10 protein-coding genes (1 of these 10 running past the window's edge) are annotated in these 19,522 nt (G+C 72.6%); 6 read left to right on the forward strand and 4 right to left on the reverse strand.

The window, feature by feature from the left end; all coding sequences use genetic code 11:
* The 3 genes from G5T42_RS02310 to sucC all read right to left on the reverse strand — a co-directional run.
* Window positions 1–8,563: the 5' end (the start) of a hypothetical protein gene (locus tag G5T42_RS02310; RefSeq protein ID WP_206535794.1), read on the reverse strand. 21,755 nt of this gene lie to the left of the window's left edge; the window shows 8,563 of its 30,318 coding nt (coding positions 1–8,563); its start codon is at window positions 8,561–8,563; its stop codon lies beyond the left edge, outside the window.
* Between the two features lie 354 nt (window positions 8,564–8,917).
* Entirely contained in the window at window positions 8,918–9,820 is a 903-nt protein-coding gene (gene sucD / locus G5T42_RS02320) for a succinate--CoA ligase subunit alpha (protein WP_165124907.1), read from the reverse strand.
* A gap of 48 nt (window positions 9,821–9,868) precedes the next feature.
* Complete coding sequence (sucC, locus tag G5T42_RS02325) at window positions 9,869–11,032, reverse strand: ADP-forming succinate--CoA ligase subunit beta (protein ID WP_165124910.1); 1,164 nt, start codon at window positions 11,030–11,032, stop codon at window positions 9,869–9,871.
* Window positions 11,033–11,212: 180 nt separating this feature from the next.
* On the opposite strand from sucC, the gene G5T42_RS02330 reads away from it, so the two are divergent.
* The 6 genes from G5T42_RS02330 (at window position 11,213) to G5T42_RS02355 (ending at window position 18,664) form a co-directional block, all read left to right on the forward strand.
* Complete coding sequence (locus G5T42_RS02330) at window positions 11,213–11,884, forward strand: TetR/AcrR family transcriptional regulator (protein WP_165124913.1); 672 nt, start codon at window positions 11,213–11,215, stop codon at window positions 11,882–11,884.
* A gap of 77 nt (window positions 11,885–11,961) precedes the next feature.
* Complete coding sequence (locus tag G5T42_RS02335; RefSeq protein WP_165124916.1) at window positions 11,962–14,676, forward strand: cation-translocating P-type ATPase; 2,715 nt, start codon at window positions 11,962–11,964, stop codon at window positions 14,674–14,676.
* A gap of 85 nt (window positions 14,677–14,761) precedes the next feature.
* A complete protein-coding gene (locus tag G5T42_RS02340; protein ID WP_165124919.1) occupies window positions 14,762–15,919 on the forward strand; it encodes an alcohol dehydrogenase catalytic domain-containing protein in 1,158 nt (385 codons plus the stop codon).
* 2 nt (window positions 15,920–15,921) lie between these two features.
* Window positions 15,922–16,335: a thioesterase family protein gene (locus G5T42_RS02345; protein ID WP_165124922.1), complete on the forward strand. Its 414-nt coding sequence runs from the start codon at window positions 15,922–15,924 to the stop codon at window positions 16,333–16,335.
* A gap of 89 nt (window positions 16,336–16,424) precedes the next feature.
* Window positions 16,425–17,462 (forward strand): phosphotransferase family protein, encoded by a 1,038-nt coding sequence (locus tag G5T42_RS02350; RefSeq protein WP_165124925.1) that lies wholly within the window; start codon window positions 16,425–16,427, stop codon window positions 17,460–17,462.
* Window positions 17,462–18,664: an acyl-CoA dehydrogenase family protein gene (locus G5T42_RS02355; protein ID WP_165124928.1), complete on the forward strand. Its 1,203-nt coding sequence runs from the start codon at window positions 17,462–17,464 to the stop codon at window positions 18,662–18,664. Before G5T42_RS02350 ends, G5T42_RS02355 begins: the two co-directional genes overlap by 1 nt.
* A gap of 50 nt (window positions 18,665–18,714) precedes the next feature.
* Here the strand turns inward: G5T42_RS02355 and G5T42_RS02360 are convergent, their stop codons facing one another.
* Window positions 18,715–19,452, reverse strand: coding sequence for an SDR family oxidoreductase (locus tag G5T42_RS02360; RefSeq protein ID WP_165124931.1), 738 nt, complete (start codon window positions 19,450–19,452; stop codon window positions 18,715–18,717).
* Window positions 19,453–19,522 lie beyond the last annotated feature (70 nt).

Raw genomic sequence — 19,522 nt, forward strand, 5'->3', positions numbered from 1 at the left:
TGCCGCCGCCGGCGCCTGCGGTCGACTGCGCCGCGACCGCCGCCGCGACGTCCCCTGCGTCGTCGGCGACGGTCGCAGAGATCGCCAGGTCGTGCGCGTTGATCGTGACGCCGGCCGGGACGGTCGCCCGGTTGGTCACGTTCGCGAGAGTGATCGCGACAGCGGCGCCGATGGTCGCATCGGCACCCTGCGAGGCGGACCCGTCGGCCGTGGTCGAGGCATCCGTGTTCGCCGCCGCCGCGAGAGTCACGATTCCTGTCGCCGCGATCGTGATGGCGGCGCCGAGCACCGTCTCGGAGCGGACCGTCGAGAGCGTGATGGCGACCGCCGCCGCCGCGTTCACGCCGCCCTGGGACGATTCCGCCTTGGGCGGCGTCGCCCCGCCCGCACCCTCGCCGCCGCTCGCGGCCGAGGCGCTGCCGGCGTGATCCCGTTCGGCGGTGACGGCCTGGTCGACGCCGTTCCCCGACCCACCGCCCGCGCCGCTGTTCTCGGGCGCACCCGCCGCTGAGGCCGACGCGGTCGACGCCGACTTCGCGATGCTGGAGCTCCGGAGCTCGACCGAGCCGGCCGTCGCGCTGCGCAGGAGCTCGGATGTCACGGTGTGGTTCGCGATGGAGAGCGCGAGCCCGATGCCGACGGCGGCGTCGGAGGCGGCCTTCGTGTCGGACGAAGCGGTCGTCGTGACCGTGGCGCGCTGCGAGGACGACACCGCGAGGAGGCCCGTCGTCGTGAGCACCGCACCCGCACCGACCCGCGCCGTCGTCGTGACGTTCGACAGCGTGACGGCGACCGCCGGCGCGAGGGCGACGTCGCCGCCCGCCGCACCCATGCGCGCCTCGGTGGTCGCGGCATCCGCCGCCGTCGCGGTGATCGACGCGCCGGTAGCTCCGCTCGCCGCCCCGAGGAGCTCGGCGAGCGTGCGGTCGGTGAGCAGGTTGAGGGCGACGGATGCCCCGAACCCGAAGTCGCCGGCGTCGGTGACGCCCTCGCCGGCCGGCAGCGCCTTCACCGTCGAGGCGATGGCGCTCGTCGCGCTGATCGCGAGCGCCCCCGAGAGCGCGGCGGTGCCGTCGAGGGCTGCCCGCACGGTGTGCGTGACGACGGCGATCGCGAGCGAGCCGGCGACCGAGACCTTGCCGCCGCCCGCGCCGGCGGTCGACTGAGCGCCGATCGTCGAGGTGGTGTCGCCCGCATCCTCGGTCACACCGGCCTCGATCGTGAGGCTCGCGGCGGTGACCGCAGCGCCCGCCGCGACGACGGCCTCATTGGTCACCCGCGCCAGCGTGAGAGCGACGGCGGCGCCGATCGTCGCGTCGGCTCCCTGTGATGCCGATCCGTCGGCCGTCGAGCTCGCGTCGGTGTTGGCGGTGCTCGAGATCGTCAGGGCACCCGTCGTCGTGACGACCGCACCGGCGTCGACGACCGCCCGCACGCTGACGGTCACCAGGCTCAGGGCGACGGCCGCGGCGGCGTTGACGCCGCCCTGCGAGCTGGATGCGCTCGGCGGTGTCGCGCCGCCCGATCCGGTGCCGCCGTTCGCGGCCGCCGTCGCATCGGCGTGGTCGCGCTCGCCGAGCACGGCTTGGTCGACGCCGTCGCCCGATCCGCCGCCGGCGCCCGCGTTCTCGGGAGCGCCCGACGCCGATGCCGACGCCGCAGCGGTCGTGTGCGAGATTCCCGACGCACGGAGGTCGATGGAGCCGGCGGTGACGGTGCCGGCCAGACGGGCGGTGACGCTGTGCGTCGAGATGCCCAGCGCGAGGCCGACGCCGACGCCGGCGTCACCCGCCGCCTTCGTGTCGGACGAGGCCGTTGCCGACGAGACCGCGCGCTGCGTCGCGGTGACCGAGAGCGCTCCGCCGAGCACGAGCGGGGCCGCGGAGCCCACCTGCGCGAGCGTGGCCACGGTCGAGAGCGCGACTGCCACGGCCGGCGAAAGGGCGACGTCTCCGCCCGCGGCGCCCATGCGCGCTTCCACCGTGACGAGATCGCGGGCCGTTGCGGCGACCGTGAGCGAGCCCGCGCCCGATGCACCGCCCGAGACGTCGGCTGTCGTGCGGTCGGTGATGATCGCGAGGGCGACGGATGCCCCGAACCCGAAGTCGCCCGCATCGGTGACGCCTTCGCCGGCGGGCAGCGCCGAGACCGTCGTGGCCACGTCGCTCGTCGCGCCTACCGTCGCCGAGCCGTCGATCGTGGCCGGCCCGGAGAGCAGCGCCCGCGTCGTGGCGTTGACGATGCCGATCGCCAGCGAGCCGGCGACCGAGACCTTGCCGCCGCCCGCGCCGGCGGTCGACCGTGCGCCGAAGGTCGACGTCGAGTCCCCGGCCTCGTCGGCGGTCCCGGCGGTGAGCGCGAGCGTCGTCGCGTGGACGGATGCCGCGGCCGGCACGATCGCCTCCGTCACGACGTTCGCGAGGGTCAGGGCGACCGCGGCGCCGATCGTGGCGTCGGCTCCCTGCGACGCCGAGCCGTCCGCGGCCGACGCGGCGTCGACGTTGGATGCCGCGGCGATCGTCCCCGTCCCGGCCGTCACGGCGACGCCGTCGGCCAAGGTCGCCCGCGTGTGCGCCGTCGCGAGCGTCACGGCGACGGACGCGGCGGCGTTGACGCCGCCCTGAGACGACGAGGCACTCGGGGTGGCGGCCGAGCCGCTCGCCCCGGCGCCGCCGTTGGCGGTGACCGTGTCGGATGCGTGGCTGCGCTCGGCGGCGACGGCGTCGTCGACGCCCGAGCCGCCGGCCCCGCCGGCTCCCGAGTTCTCGGGAGCACCCGCCGCCGAGGCGCTGGACGTGGCGGTCGAAGCCGAGATGCCGGTCGCCCGCAGCTCGACGCTCGCGGCGACGACGCTGCGGCCGAGCGTGGCGAGGGTGGCATGGTCGGCGATCGTCAGGGCGAGCGCCAGGCCGATCCCGGCGTCGGCGGCGCCGATCGCCTGCGCCGAAGCGGTGGTCGCGGCCGAAGCGCGCTGCGTCGCAGAGATCGCGAGCGCACCCGTGAGGCTCAGCGCAGCACCGCCGCCGACGGACGCGGTGGTGGCGACGGAGGAGGTCGTCACGGCGACGACGGGCGTCACGCCGACATCGCCTCCCTTCGCCCCCATGCGCGCTTCCGTCGTCGCGGACGAGGTGGCGGCGGCTGTCACGGTGAGCGCACCGGCGGCGATCGTCGCGCCATCTGCGGCTCGGGCCGTGGTCGCATCTGTCACGAGGTTCAGGGCGATGGATGCCCCGACTCCCACGTCGGTGGAGGCGGCGCCGTCGTCGTGCGGGAGCGCGCGGACCTCGGACGAGAGCGCGCTCGTGGCCGACACCGTGACGGCCTGCGCCGTCGCCGAGCCGTCGAGCGCTGCGAGCGCCGCCTGGTTCGCGATCGCGAGCGCGAGCGACCCGGCGACAGACAACCTGCCTCCGCCCGCGCCCGCGACCGCCCGTGCCGAGACGCTGGATGTCTCGTCGGATCCCTCGACGGCGACCCCGGCCGCGAGCGTGAGCGTCGCCGCCGTCTGCACCGTCGCCCCGGCGGCGACGGTGGCGCGCGTCGAGAACGTGGCCAGCGTGATGGCGACGGCGGCGCCGATGGTCGCATCCGTTCCCTGCGACGCCGAGCCGTCCGCCGAGGAGGCGGCGTCGTGATTGGCGCTCGCGATGATCGTGACGGCGGCGCCCGCGATGAGGCTTGCGCCTGCGGCGACGGATGCCTCGACCCCCGCGGTCGCGATCGTCACCGCGACGGCGGCCGCGGCATCCACCCCGCCCTGGGAGGAAGAGGCGCTCGGCGTCGCCGCACCCGTCGCGCCGCTGCCCCCTGCGTCGCCGGCGATCTGTCCGGCTGTGTCGCGCGCGCCCTGCACGGCGGTGTCGACTCCCGACCCTGCGCTGCCGCCCGCGCCGGCGTTCTCGGGGGCGCCCGCCGCCGATGCCTCGGCTGTCGAGGTTGCGGCGCTGATGCCAGTCGCCGAGATCGTCGCGGCACCCGAGGTCGTGACGCTGCGACCCAGCGTCGCGCTCACGGCGGGGTCGGCGATCGTGAGCGCGAGACCCAAGCCGACGGCGGTGCCCGAAGTCGTCCCCGTCGCGGCGCGGGCCTCGCTGGACGCGGTCGTGCGCTGGGTCGCCGCGATGGTGAGGGCGCCCGTCACGGTCGTCGGCGCGCCGGCGGCGATCGCGGCCGTGGTCCGGACGTGGGCCAGCGTGACCGCGGTGAACGGGGCGATCGCGGTACCCGTCGCCCGTGCCGCACCGTGTGCGTCCGAGGTGGTCGTGTCGGTCGAGGTCGCCTCGACGCGCAGGTCGCGCGCGCCGGCGACCGCGCCGGTCGCGGCGAGCGAGGCCGACGTCGTGTGGTCGGTGCTCGCGAGGGCGAAGGCTGCGCCGACGCCCGTGGTCGGGAGCGCCGCGCCATCCGAGCTCAACAGCGCCGAAGCGGTGTTGCTCGCGGCCGACGACGCCGAGATCGCGACGTCCGGGGTCGGCCCGGTGAGGATCGCGGTGCCGGCCAGCGAGGCGATCGCCTCGAGCTGGACCAGCGAGATGGCGACCGACCCGGCGATGCCGAGGTCTCCGCCCGTCCCGGCACCGCCGGTGGCGGTGGCCGAGAAGTCGTGCTGCCCGTCCGCGGCGCCGTTCGCATCGAGGGGCGCGGTGCCTGCGGAGAGGGTGAGGTGCTGTGTGGAAATTGTGGCCGAGGGGCCGACCTCGGCGCGGACGACGACGTCCGCCAATGTGATCGCGACGGCCGCTGCGATCGTGGTGCCGCTCGGGGGTCCGCGCGAGGACGGTGCGCCGCTCGCCGTCGAGGATGCCGTCGCGTTCTCGGCACTCTTCAGCTCGACGCCCTGCGCCACGATGGCGATCCCGTCGACCGAGACGTCGGCCGACGCGTGCTGGATGGTGAGGGCGAGCGCGGCGGCGACCGAGACCGTGCCCTGCGGCGTCGCGGGTGTCGGGATCGGCGTCGAGCCGGTGCCGCCGGACCCGTTCCCGGCCGCCCCGGTCACGGGGGCGATGCCGTCGGCATACCCGCGTGCGTCGGCCGCCTGCGCGGCAGGCGTCGCCTGGCCGCCCTGGCCCGGCGCGCCGGTCGCCGACGACGTCGCGGCCGACGAGGCGAGGCTCGCACCCGTCGCGAGGAGGGTCACGGTGCCGAGCGCCGTGAGGTCGCGCGCGAGCTCCGACGCGACCGAGTGGTCGGCGAAGGTGAGGGCGACGACGGCGCCGACCGCTGCCCCGCCTTCGGCGTCGACATTGCCGGTTGCGGTCGTCGTGACGGGGGCCGACTGCTGCGCCTCTGAACGGTAGGACCCGGTGATCGTGAGCGGGGTGCCGGCGCCGAGGCGAGCACGCGTGGAGACGTTCGAGATGGTGAGTCCGAGGACCCCCGAGATCGCGGCATCCGAAGCCACGCCTCCCGTCGCCTGGGTCGTCGCCGGCGAGGTCGTCGCGGCGGAGAGCGAGACGTCGTGGGCTCCCGCGAGCGTCGCGCCGTCGGCGATCTCGGCGACCGTCGTGTCGTTGACGATGCTCGTCGCGACCGTCGCACCGATGCCGGTCGTCGCTCCGGCCTGCGTGCCGGGGCTCGCGATCGTGGCGACCGCGTGGTCGGACCGGGCGTCGAAGGCGAAGTCGGTCGAGCCGCTGGTCACCGTCGCCGCGCCGTCCAGAGCGGCTCGCGTGCGGAACCCGGCGACGGTCACGGCGAGGGAACCGGCCGCTCCGACCGACGATGCGCCGCCTGCGCCCGAGATCGACTCGGACCGGTAGGCGTTGACGTCGCCGGCATTGCGCGGTGCCGCCGTCGCCCGCACCTCGACGCGGGGGCCGGCGAGCGTTGTGCCGGCGACGCGGGCGGTCGTCGTCGAGTCGGCGACGTTGACCGACACGGCGACGCCGACTCCGGCGGCCGAGCCGCCGACGGCGCCGGCATCCGCCTTCGCGTCGGCGCTCCCCGACGAGACCGCGGCGACCGAGAGTCCCGTGCCGCCGGCCGACACCACGACGGGTCCCGACCCGGCGAGGGTCGCGGCCGTCTGCTGGTCGAGGTGCGAGAACGCGAGGGCGCCGGCCACGCCGATCGATCCGCCGGGAGCCTGCGCGAATCCGCCGGGCTGCGAAGCCGTGGAGGTCGACGTGCTCGGCGAGGTGCCGTTCGCGGTCGAGCCGCCCGGGCTCGCGAGCGCCTGCGTCGAGAGGGTGTGGGTCGAGTCCGCCAGCAGCGAGATCGCTCCGCCGGCCGTCAGACCCTGGGGCGCCGTCGTCGCGACGAGGACGTTCGTGCGGATGGTCGCGTCGGTCGTCGCGATGCCGGCACCGGCCGTCGCGGCCGTCGCATCGGCGTTCGTCGTCGCGGTCGTCGCGGTGGTCGCGGCGAGCGTCAGCGTTCCGGCTGCGGCGATGCGCGAGGCATCCGTCACCGTCGTCTCGGCGGTGTTGTCGATCGTGGCGTGCGCGACGGCGGCGTCGACAGAGGCATCCGCTCCCGTCCCCGTCGACTCGGTCACGAGGTTCGCGGTCGACTTCGATGCGAGCCGCACGTCGCCGGATGCCGTGAGGCTGCTCGCACCCGCGAGCCGGACTCCGGCCGACGCCGTGCTCGATCCGTTCGCGAGCCCGACGGTCGCCCCGGGGTTCGCGGTGCTGTCGGCCGTCGCCGTCAGCGTGATGTTGCGCGCGGTGATCGCGGCATCCGTCAGCTGCACGAGAGCCTCGGCGGGCGTCGAGTCGGTCGACGAGCTCGTCGCCGCCAGGGTCACGTCGCCCGTGCCGGCGTTCAGCTGCGAACCCGGGTCCATGATGATGCGGCTCGCCTCGAAGAGGAAGGTCACACCGAGGAAGGTCAGGACGCCGATGATGCGGATCGTCGCTCCCTTGCCGACCGTCCGCACCGTGAGGCTCACGAGCGGCAGCACGCTGTGCTGCTCGAAGGTGCCGTCGCTGCTGCGGATGAGCAGCTGCCCGAGGATCGTGGGGTCGGCGAGCACCTCGACGGTCTCGCCGTCGACGTCGTTGGTGGCGATCGTGACGGGCGCGTTCTGCGCACCGAGATCGACGGGCTCGAGGCCCGAGTACGCGATCGTCCGGGCACCCGCGGCGATCGTGCCGGACTGCGGCCCGCTCGCCCGCGAGACGACGGCGCCGCCGTCGCCGAGGACGGTCAGCGTGTCGTAGCCGCCCGCCCCGCCCTCGACGGCGGCGATGCTGCCGCTGCCGGTGACGACGAACGTGTCGCGGTTCCCGGCCGAGCCAACGAGGGTGCTGAAGCCGGCGAAACCCTGGCCCGCGACGACGCCCGAGCCCGAGCCTGTGACGGTCCACGTGGCATCGGCGCCGGGCCCGGCGAGACGGTGCCCGCCGCCGAGTCCGACGAGCGTCGAGACGTTCGAGTACGCGATGCCTGCAACCGATCCGGCGCCGTGGCCGTCCGTCGTCCACGTGAGTCCCGAGCCGGCGACCGCGAGGGTCGCGGCGTTCGTGACGGTGACCGCGATGCCCAGCCACGCGGGGAGCGAGACGCGCCCGCCCGCCGAGATGCTCAGTGCGGTGACGGATGCCGCGGCCCGCCGCGTCTCCACACCGTCGGCCACGACCACGAGGTCGTCGCCGTCGCGGCTGACCGTCACGTCGCCCGCTGCGGACACGGCCCACGGGGCGGGAGCGGCGGGAGCCGCGTCGGCCGGCTGGGTCGTCGCGGGTGCCTCGGCCGCCGGCGTCGTCGCATCGGCCGGGGCGGCGGGAGCCGCAGGCTCGTCGGCGGGGGCCTCGGTCTGCTGGGGGGCGGGCGCGGGCGCCTCGGTCTGCTGAGGAGCCGGGGGCTGCTCGACGGGCGCGGGCTCCTCGACGGGCGGAACGACCGCCTGGTCGGCGCCGCTGCTCTGGCCCTGGTCACCGGCGTCGGCGGGGGCCGCGTCCTCCTCGGCGGAGAACGGCCGGACCGACAGCATGGCGGGCATGCCGACGACCCGTCCAGACGCCGTCGGCTGGCCCGTCGGGTCGGGCGCGGGCTGCGTCGGGGTCGGCGTGGGAACCGGCTGCGGAGTGGGGGTCGGCGTCGGCGCGGGCGTCGGAGTCGGGGTCGGCGTGGGCGTCGGGACGGGCGGCGGCGTGGGCGCCGGGTTCGGGTTCGTCCCGATCGATCCGGGGTTCACCGTGCCGGGGCCGCACGTGAGGCTCGTGCTGCTCGTGCTCGTCGTCGAGGAGCTCGTGCCGGTGGACGTTCCGGGCGTCCCGCCGGTCGTGGTCTGCACGCAGTTCGGCCCGAACGGCGAGGTCGGCGACGGGCTCGGCGCGGGCGTCGGCGGGACGATGACCGTCATCGTGATCTTGGTCGTCGTGCGCGGCGCAGGGGCGGGCGCCGGCTGCTCGGCGGGCGGCGCCACGGGCACCTCGACGAGCGAGTCCGGGGGCAGCTCCGGGACCGTCGGCTCCTCCTCCGGGGCCACGGCCGGCAGACCGGACTGCGGGACGGGAACCGTCGCGGTCGTGCTCTGCGGGACGGCGTGTGGCGCGGCGAGCGCGGGGGGAATTCCCCAGGTCAGTTGGCCGATCACCAGCACGAAGCTCACGAGGGCGGCGAAGCCCGCCTTCGGGCGGCGGGGGGCCGCGGGAGGGGTCGACGAACGACACCGGTGTGTCGTTCCGGCGGCGTCGGCGTACCCCAATGACGGGGGTTCTCCGTGCCACAGGGCTCCCTTCGCCCAGGCGCGTTCGTACTAGAGATCCCCATCCCCCGTGCCGAAGACATTGCCCACCATCGACACTCGAATCGGATGCTAGACCGCGTCACACCCAGCGCACAAGCACCACATGTCACACGGCCCCCTCGGCCGCGGCATCCGGAGACGAGAAATGCACCCTCCCGCGAAGCGGTGAGGGTGCATCTCCGGCCGCCTCATGCGAGGCGGGAAAGCGCTTGTCGCTTAGAGCGACTCGACGATCTCGCGCATGAGCGCAGCGGTCTCGGAGGGGGTCTTGCCCACCTTGACACCGGCGGCCTCGAGGGCCTCCTTCTTCGCCTGAGCGGTGCCCGCCGAGCCCGACACGATGGCGCCGGCGTGGCCCATCGTCTTGCCCTCGGGAGCCGTGAAGCCGGCGACGTAGCCGACGACCGGCTTGGTCACGTTGGCCTTGATGAAGTCGGCCGCGCGCTCCTCGGCGTCGCCGCCGATCTCGCCGATCATGACGATCGCCTTCGTCTCGGGATCGGCTTCGAATGCCTCGAGCGCATCGATGTGCGTCGTGCCGATGATCGGGTCGCCACCGATGCCGATTGCGGTGGAAAAGCCCAGGTCACGCAGTTCATACATCATTTGGTATGTAAGCGTTCCGGACTTCGACACGAGGCCGATCGGACCCTTGCCGGTGATGTTCGCCGGGGTGATGCCGACGAGCGCCTCGTCGGGCGTGATGATGCCCGGGCAGTTCGGCCCGATGATCCGGGTCTTGTTGCCCTTCGACTTCGCGTACGCCCACGCCTCGGCCGTGTCGCCGACCGGGACGCCTTCGGTGATGACGACGAGGAGCGGGATCTCGGCGTCGATGGCCTCGATCATCGCGGCCTTCGTGAAGGCGGCCGGGACGAAGGCGATCGACACGTCGGCACCCGTCTTCTCGATGGCCTCGGCGACCGACCCGAAGACGGGGAGCTCGACGCCCGCGCCGTCCTTGTCGGTGTGGAGGACCGTCGTGCCCGCCTTGCGCGCGTTGACGCCGCCGACGACCTGCGTGCCCGCCTTCAGCATGAGCGCGGTGTGCTTCGTGCCCTCGCCGCCCGTGATGCCCTGGACGATGACCTTGGAGTTCTTGTCAAGGAAGATCGACATGTTTCAGATTCCTTATGTTGTGATCCGGTCGCTGAGCTCGTCGAAGCGTCAGGCGTTGGCGAGCTCGGCGGCCTTGTCGGCGCCCTCGTCCATCGTGGCGGCGAGCGTCACGAGCGGGTGGTTCGCCTCCTGGAGGATGCGGCGACCCTCCTCGACGCGGTTGCCGTCGATGCGGACGACGAGCGGCTTCGAAGCCGACGAGCCGAGCTCGGCGAGCGCGCCGACGATGCCCTTCGCCACGGCGTCGCATGCGGTGATGCCGCCGAAGACGTTGACGAAGACCGACTTGACCTGCGGGTCGCCGAGGATCACGTCGAGGCCGGCCGCCATGACCTCTGCCGAGGCACCGCCGCCGATGTCGAGGAAGTTGGCGGGCTTGACGCCGCCGTGCTTCTCGCCGGCGTAGGCGACGACGTCGAGCGTCGACATGACCAAGCCTGCGCCGTTGCCGATGATGCCGACCTGGCCGTCGAGCTTGACGTAGTTGAGGTCGTTCTCCTTGGCCTTCGCCTCGAGCGGGTCCGCCGCGGCCTTGTCCTCGAGCAGCGAGTGGCCGGCGTGCCGGAACTCGGCGTTCTCGTCGAGCGAGACCTTGCCGTCGAGGGCGATGATCTCGCCGTCCTCAGACTGGATGAGCGGGTTCACCTCGACGAGGGTCGCGTCCTCGTTCTTGTAGACCTGGAAGAGCTTGACGAAGACGTCGGCGACCTTCGGCGCCAGCTCGTCGTCGAAATTCGCCGCCTTCGCGATCTCGAGCGCCTTGGCCTGGTCGATGCCCGTCAGCGGGTCGACCTCGACGCGTGCGAGCGCCTCCGGCTTCTCGACGGCGAGCTGCTCGATCTCCATGCCGCCCTCGACGCTCGCGAGCGACAGGTACGAACGGTTCGCGCGGTCGAGCAGCACCGAGAAGTAGAACTCCTTGGCGATGCGGGCGCCGCCGGCGATCATGACGCGCTTGACGACGTGCCCCTTGATGTCGAGGCCGAGGATGGCCTTCGCGGCCTCGTAGGCCTCGTCGGGGGTCTTGGCGACCTTGACGCCGCCGGCCTTGCCGCGGCCGCCGGTCTTCACCTGAGCCTTCACGACGACGACGCCGCCGAGCTTCTCAGCCGCCGCCTTCGCCTCCTCGGGGGTGTCGGCGATGAGGCCCGGAAGCACCGGCACCTCGTACTTCTCGAACAGATCGCGTGCCTGGTACTCGTACAGATCCACAGTGCAGTCCTTCGCTGGGGGCGAATGTGGGGGAAACGGCCGAGAGATCTCTCGATATCAAGAGATCGACCAATCCCCCAGCCTACTACCGCTCGCTGACCGGTCCGTGCGCGCGCCGGGCCCGCCAGCCCCGCCGCGGTTCGCCTGAGATCGCACGGAGCGTCGCATTAGGCTCGGCGCATGAGCGACACCGCTTCGGCAACCGCGCCGCGCCACGCCGTCGTGTCGGCGGCTCTCGATCTGTTCGCGCGCCAGGGATTCGAGTCGACCTCCGTCGAGCAGATCGCCCAGGCCGCGGGCATCTCGCGGTCCACCTTCTTCCGTCAGTTCGGCGGCAAGGACGACGTCGTCTTCGCCGATCACGAGCTGCTCCTCGACGGTCTGCGCTCCTACCTTTCGGAGTCCCACGACAACCCGTGGGCGGCCGTGTGCGAGGCATCCCTCTGGGTCTTCAAGCAGTTCACCGCAGACCCCGAGCTCGCGCGGCGGCGCTATGCCGTCGTGCGCGGCGTGCCCGCGCTGCGCGAGCGCGAGATCGTCACGGTGTTCCGGTACGAGCGGCTCTTCGACGAGTACCTGCGCGAGGCACTGCCGGGGCTCGACCCGCTCGACGCCGTGGGGTTCGCGGCGCTCGTGACGGCCGTCCACAACCATGTGCTGCGGCAGCTCCTCCGGGGCACGAAGCGCGTGCCCGCGTCGGTGCTGCGCCGGGCGCTCGACGACGTCATGCGCCGCTACGGAGTGCATCCCGAGGGGACGGATGCCGCCGCCGACGATCTGGTCGTCGCCGTGTTCCCCCGCTCAATGCCCTCCGCCGAGGTCGCACGTCGTCTCGGCGAACAGCTGGTCTGAGAAGACTCGGCGGTATCCTCGCCCACCGCGGCTGACCTCCCCTTGCCGAGCGCTCCAGCGCGAGTACGTTCGGCACCATGAGCACTGTCGAGACGTCCCCAGCCGCGCCGTGGTTCACGCAGGACGGGGACGCGGTGATCGCGTCCCTCCGCACCGACCGCGATCAAGGGCTGACGCAGGCGGAGGCGGCCAAGCGCCTCGCCGATCACGGGCCCAACTCGATCGCGGCCGAGCCGGCCCCGTCCGTGTGGCAGGTGGCGCTGCGCCAGCTCGCCGACCCGATGAACGTCATGCTCGTGGTCGTCGCTGTCATCAGCCTCGTCATCAACCAGGTGAGCGTCGGCATCCTCGTCGGCGCCCTCGTCATCCTGAACGTCATCCTCGGAACCCGTCAGGAGATGAAGGCCAAGGCGTCGGTCGACGCCCTCGCCAAGATGCAGATCCCGCGAGCGAAGGTCGTCCGCGACGGCATCCTCGCCCAGATCGCCGCGACGGATCTCGTGCCCGGCGACATCGTCATGCTCGAGGCCGGCGACATCGTTCCGGCAGACGGGCGCATCCTGCGCTCGGCGACCCTGGAGACGCAGGAGGCGGCACTCACCGGCGAGAGCGCGCCGATCGCGAAGGATGCCTCGTCCCTCGCCGACCCCGAGACGACGCTCGGCGACCGGGCCAACATGGTCTTCCAGAACACGCAGGTCACGCGCGGCACGGCGGCGACCGTCGTGACCGAGACCGGCATGGACACCCAGATGGGGCGCATCGCGAAGATGCTCTCCGCCGTCAAGCCCGCCAAGTCGCCGCTGCAGCGCGAGCTCGACTCGCTCACCGGCGTCCTCGGCTGGATCGCCTGGGGCGCCGTCGCCGTGATCGTCATCACGGGCCTTCTGCGCGGCCAGCCGATCGCGTCGGTCGTCCTCCTCGGCATCTCGATGGCCATCTCGGCGATCCCGACGGGCATGCCCTCATTCGTCCAGGCGATGCTGTCCTACGGCTCGCGTCAACTCGCCGAGCACAACGCCGTGGTGAAGAACCTGACGGACGTGGAGACGCTCGGAGCCACGAGCGCCATCAACTCCGACAAGACCGGCACGCTGACGATGAACGAGATGACCGTCGAGTCGCTCTACCTCGCCGGCGAGTGGTTCACGGTCGGGGGCAGCGGCTATGAGAAGACGGGCGAGATCCGCCGCGTGGCGGGGACGCAGAACCCCGACTTCACCACCCTGGCGCTCGGTCTGACCCTCTGCAGCGATGCGACCGTCTCCGACGACGGCGTCGTCGTCGGCGACCCGACCGAGGCGGCGCTCGTCGTGCTCGCCGCCAAAATGGGCGTCGATGCCGCGCTGACGCGCGCGCAGTACCCCCGGGCGGCCGAGGTCCCGTTCGACTCCGAGTACAAGTTCATGGCCACCTTCCACGAGATCCCCGGCGACGGCACGACCCGCCTCGTCGGCCTCGTGAAGGGCGGGCCGGATGTCGTGCTCGACCGCTGCGGGAGCGTCCTGACCCCCGACGGCCCCGCGCCCATCGCCGAGAAGCGGCAGGCGATCCTCGACGCCAACAAGCACCTGTCGGAGCAGGGCCTGCGCGTCCTCGCCTTCGCCTTCCGCCGGTTCGAGCCCGGCACGCCGGTTCCCGCCGACCCCATGGCCGAGGTGAAGGACCTGACCCTTGCCGGTCTCGTGGGGATCATCGATCCGCTCCGCCCATCGTCGAAGGAGGCCGTGCGCATCGCGCGCGAGGCCGGCATCGAAGTGCGCATGATCACGGGCGACCACGCCATCACGGCCGCGGCGATCGGCGCGAAGCTCGGCCTCGGAGCGGGGGCCGCCAGCGGCGCCGAGATCCAGGCGATGAGCGACGACGAGCTCAAGGCCAAGCTGCCCGAGCTGCACGTGTTCGGCCGCGTGACACCGGAGGACAAGCTGCGCCTCGCGCGGCTCATGCAGGAGGACGGTGCCGTCGTCGCGATGACCGGGGACGCGGTGAACGACGCCGCAGCGCTCAAGCAGGCCGACATCGGCGTCGCGATGGGGTCGGGCAGCGAGGTGACGAAGCAGGCCGGCAAGATGATCCTCGTCGACGACAACTTCGGCACACTCGTCACGGCGGTGCGGCTCGGCCGCGCGATCTACGACAAGATCGTCAGCTACGTCCGCTACCAGATGTCGCAGCTCTTCTCGCTCGTGCTGCTGTTCCTGGTCGCGAGCCTGTTCGACATCAACAGCGGCGTGCCGCTGCAGCCGATCATGATCCTGTTCCTGAACTTCTTCGTCTCGATCTTCCCCGTCATCGTGATCCTCCTCGACCCGGTGCCGGACGGCATCATGCTGAAGCCGCCGCGCGACCCGAAGAAGACCATCGCCAACCGCGGAGCCGTGGTGCTGTGGTTCGTCTACGGCGGCCTGCTCTTCCTGATGACCCTCGTACCTCTCCTGCTCTACCCCGATCTGCTGAGCCCCACGGAGCCCAGCGTGCCCGTCACCATGACGTTCGTGGTCGCGGCCTTCGGTGCGATCCTGGGCGGACTGGCGATGCGCCGCGACCCCGAGCCGGGGCTCGAGCCGCCGATCCTCTCCGCGATCAAGTGGCTGTCGATCCCGATCGCCCTGACGGTCGCGGCGGTCGAGCTTCCCTTCCTCCAGAACCTCATCCTCACCACGTCGCTCAACGGCGAGCAGTGGCTCATCGCGATCGGCCTCTCGCTCGTCGTGCCGCTGTTCGTCGAGGTCGAGAAGTGGATCCGCCGGCGGCGGATCGCGCGGCGAGCGCGAGCAGCCCGCCCCTGAGCCGGCGCGGCCTCTCCGATCCCCAGGTTCGTCGTCGCCCGGCTCCTTGTCGCAGACTGGAGCGAGGCGAAGACGAGGAGGTCGCATGCGCATCACGGGGGCCGTGCTCGAGACATCCGGCGCGGAGGCGCCGTTCACGACATCCCGCCCCTTCACGGTGGGCGAACTCGAACTCGACCCTCCGGAATCCGGCGAACTGCTCGTGCGCATCGAGGCCGCCGGCGTGTGCCACTCCGACCTCAGCGTCGTCGACGGCAACCGCCCCCGGCCTCTTCCGCTGCTCCTCGGGCACGAAGCCGCGGGCATCGTGCAGGAGGTCGGCCCCGACGTCGCCGGCATCGTGCCGGGCGATCGCGTCGTCATGACGTTCCTCCCGCGCTGCGGCGAGTGCGCCGGATGCCTCACCGACGGCCGGCTGCCCTGCGAGGTCGGCACGGCCGCGAACACGGCCGGCGCGCTCGTGGGTGGCGGCATCCGTCTCCATCGGACGCACGGCGATGCGGGCGCCCAGGACGTCCACCACCACCTCGGCGTGAGCGCATTCGCCACGCACGCCGTCGTGAGCCGCACCTCGGTGGTGCGGGTGGACCCCGATGTGCCGGCCGATGTCGCCGCGCTGCTCGGCTGCGCCGTGCTGACGGGCGGAGGCGCCGTCATCAACGCCGGGCAGCCGGCGCCGCGCTCGACGATCGCCGTCGTGGGACTCGGCGGAGTCGGCATGGCCGCGCTCCTCGTCGCGATCGCGCTCGGTCATGACGTCATCGCGATCGACGTCGTCGACGCCAAGCGCGACCTCGCCGTCGCGCTCGGTGCCACGACCGCCGTGAGCCCCGACGAGGCGGCGGAGCGCGGCATCCGCGCTCCCCTCGTCATCGAGGCAGCGGGGTCGGCTCGCGCGTTCGAGACGGCGTTCGCGCTGACGGCGGCGGGCGGCACGACGGTGACGGTGGGCCTGCCCGGACCGCAGGCTCGTGCCGAGATCTCGCCGCTCACCCTCACGGCCGAGGCCCGGACGGTGGTCGGCAGCTATCTCGGCTCGGCGGTGCCGGAGCGCGACATCCCGCGCTACGTCGAACTCTGGCGCGCGGGGCGGCTTCCGCTCGAGCGTCTGGTCTCGTCGCGCATCCGTCTCGGCGAGATCGCCGACGCGATGGATCGGCTCGCGCAGGGCGGCGAGCTCCGCCAGCTCATCGAGTTCCCGTCCGATGCCGAGCACGACACGAAGCCCGGAAGGGCCGCCTGACGATGGCCTCCGGCTACCTCGTGCGCATGCCGTTCCTCACGCGCTGGAACGACAACGACCAGTATGGGCACCTCAACAACACCGTCTACTACGAGGCGATGGACACCGCCGTCAACGGCTGGATGATCCGCGACGGAGGTCTCGACACATCGGGCGATGCCATCGCGCTGTGCGCCGCCTCATCGTGCGAGTTCCATGAGCCGGCCGGATTCCCCGAGCCTCTCGAGGTGGGCATCGGCGTCGAGCGCCTCGGCCGCACCAGCGTCACGTGGAGCCTCGGCATCCTCCGCCGCGGCGAGGACGGACCACTCGCGACGGGGCGTTTCGTCCACGTCTTCGTGGATGCCGCGACCCGCCGTCCGACGCCGATCCCGGCGGGGATCCGCGCGGCGATCGAGGGCCAGCTCGTCGGCTGACCCGAGGGCTCGGGCGTGCGGCCGGGCGCGTGAATGGACGCGGGTACGCTGGTCCCGCCGCACGCCGACGTGAGGCGGAGGAGGCACCGATGACCGAGCCACCCGGACTCGATGTCGCGGGGCTCACCGCATGGCTCACGCGGTCCCACCCCGACCTCGCGGCCGCGCCCCTGCATGCGAGCCTCATCGCGGGCGGACGGAGCAACCTCACCTATGCCGTCGACGGTGCCCGACTGCCGCTGGTCGTCCGGCGGCCGCCGCTCGGGCACGTCCTCTCCACGGCGCACGACATGCGGCGCGAGCATCGCGTCATCTCCGCGCTCGGCAGCACCGCCGTCCCGGTGCCCCGCGCGATCGACGTCGTCGACGACACCGCGCGAGCGGAGGTGACGGGCACGGTCTTCTTCGTCATGGAGCGCGCACCGGGCCGGGTGCTCGCGCACCGCGCGCAGAACGCGGACTACACCCCCGCTGGCCTGAGGTCCCTCGGCCTGGGGCTCGCCCAGCACCTCGCCGATCTGCACGCCGTCGATCCGGAGCGCGTCGGTCTCGCGGACTTCGGACGTCCCGACGGCTACCTCGCCCGTCAGCTCTCGACCTGGCGGCGGCAGCTCGACGCCTCCCGTTCGCGCGCGACCCCGGCCCTCGACGAGCTCCAGGAGCGGCTCGCCGCCGACGTGCCCGCATCGGCGCGCATCGGCATCGTCCACGGCGACTACCGCCTCGACAACGCCCTCGTCGTCGGTGAAGGCGACGAGCCGCACATCTCGGCGATCCTCGACTGGGAGATGGCGACGCTCGGAGATCCGCTCGTCGACCTCGGGATTTTCGGGCTCTACTGGAACATCGCCGACCTCCCCGGCGGCTTCGAAGGCGCCGTGCCGAGCGCGGTGGATCCGGCGGCGGGATATCCGGACTTCGACGAGCTCGTCGACGCGTACGCCGAGCGCGCCGGCACGGCGGTGCCCGAGCTGCGGTGGTACCGCGCGTTCGCCGCGTACAAGCTCGCGGTGATCCTCGAGGGCATCCACTTCCGCTACCAGGCCGGAGAGACGGTCGGCGAGGGATTCGACCGACTGGGCGCACTCGTCGAGCCGCTGGCGCACAAGGGACGGGAGATGCACTGATGGAGTTCGCTCACGACGATCGCACGGCCGAGCTCGTCGACCGCGCCACGGCGTTCCTCCACGAGCACGTGCTGCCCGCCGAGCCGGTGCTCGAGCACCAGCTCGCGGAATCGCCCGAGAGCTGGAGCACGCCGCCGATCGTCCGCGACCTGCAGGCGCGGGCGCGCGAGCAGGGTCTCTGGAACCTCTGCCTCCCGGGCGCCGGCGGGGCGGGACTCACGAATCTGCAGTATGCGCCCATCGCGGAGGTCACAGGCTGGAGTCCCCGCCTGGCACCCGTCGCCTTCAACTGCGCCGCCCCCGACACGGGGAATATGGAGGTGCTGAGCGACTTCGGAACGCCGGAGCAGAAGGAGCGGTGGCTGGAGCCGCTGCTCGACGCCCGGATCCGCTCGTCGTTCTGCATGACCGAGCCCGACGTCGCCTCGTCCGATGCGACGAACATCGGCACCCGCATCCGCCGCGACGGCGACCACTACGTCGTCTCGGGGCGCAAGTGGTGGTCGACGGGAGCGATGAACCCGAAGGCGGCGGTCTTCATCGTCATGGGGAAGACGGATGCCGCGGCCGACCGCCACCGTCAGCAGTCGATGATCATCGTCCCCCGCGACACCCCGGGAGTGCGCGTCATCCGCCCCCTCACGGTGTTCGGCTACGACGACCGGGACCACGGCGGCCACGCCGAGATCGCGTTCGACGACGTCCGGGTGCCCGCGTCGAACCTCATCGGCGGCGAGGGCGAGGGCTTCGCGATTGCGCAGGCGCGCCTCGGCCCCGGCCGCATCCATCACTGCATGCGCGCGATCGGCATGGGCGAGCGGGCGCTCTCCCTCGTGCGCGAGCGCGCGAACGCCCGCCGGGCCTTCGGCCGCACGATCGCCGAGCAGGGGGTGGTCCGCGAGTGGGCCGCCGAGTCGCGCATCCAGCTCGAGGCCCTCCGCCTTCTCGTGCTCAAGACCGCATGGCTCATGGACACCGTGGGCAACCGCCGGGCGATGACCGAGATCCAGGCCATCAAGATCGCGGTGCCGCGCGCTGTCCAGCAGATCCTCGACCGGGCGATCCAGGTGTTCGGGGCCGCGGGCCTCTCGTCCGACACGCCGCTTGCCGAGCTCTATGCCGGCATCCGATCGCTGCGCATCGCCGACGGTCCCGACGAGGTGCACCTCAACAGCCTGGGTCGCGCCGAACTCAGTCTCTGACGACGGATGCGGGGCGCCGTGCCGCGGCATCCGTCGGCGATTTCTCGCGGTTACAGGAAGGGACGGATGCCGGCACCGCCGTCGATCGGCAGCGTCTGGCCCGTGATCCAGCCGGCGTCGTCCGAGAGCAGGAAGGCGACGGGACCGGCGACGTCGTCGATCTCGCCGAGCCGCGCGAGCGGATACGCTGCGGCGGCCTCCGCCTCGTGGCCCTCGTAGAGCGCCCGGGCGAAAGCGGTCTTGATGACCGCGGGCGCGACGGCGTTGACGCGGATCGCGGGCGCGAGCTCGTAGGCGAGCTGCATCGTGAGGTTGATGATGGCCGCCTTCGAGATGCCGTAGAAGGCGATGCCGGGGCTCGCCCCCAGGCCCGCGACCGAGGCGATGTTGACGACCGAGGTCGTGAGACCCGCGGCGACGGCAGCGCGCGTCCAATCGAGCGTGGCGATGACGTTGACCTCGAGGATCTTCCGCGCGGCATCGAGGTCGACATCGGCGATCGGACCGTAGGCGGGGTTGATGCCCGTGTTGTTGACGAGGTGGTCGAGCCGTCCGTGCCGCTCGCGGATGTGGGCGTAGACCGTCGCGCGATGCTCGGCGTCGTCGGCCCGGCCGGAGACGGCGGTCGCGGCATCCCCCAGTTCTGCGATCGCCCCGTCGAGGGACTCCTGCTTGCGGCCCGTGATGACGACTTCGCCGCCTTCCGCGACGAGACGCCGGGCGATGGCGAAGCCGATGCCGCGGCTGCCCCCGGTGACGAGGGCCACACGCCCGTCGAACCTTCCCACTGGGCCTCCTCGGACTCCGGTCGATTCCGGTCACCCTAGCGCGGCGGTCCGGCGCTCGTCCGAGTCCCTG

The sequence above is a fragment of the Microbacterium sp. 4R-513 genome (assembly GCF_011046485.1).
Lineage (GTDB): Bacteria > Actinomycetota > Actinomycetes > Actinomycetales > Microbacteriaceae > Microbacterium.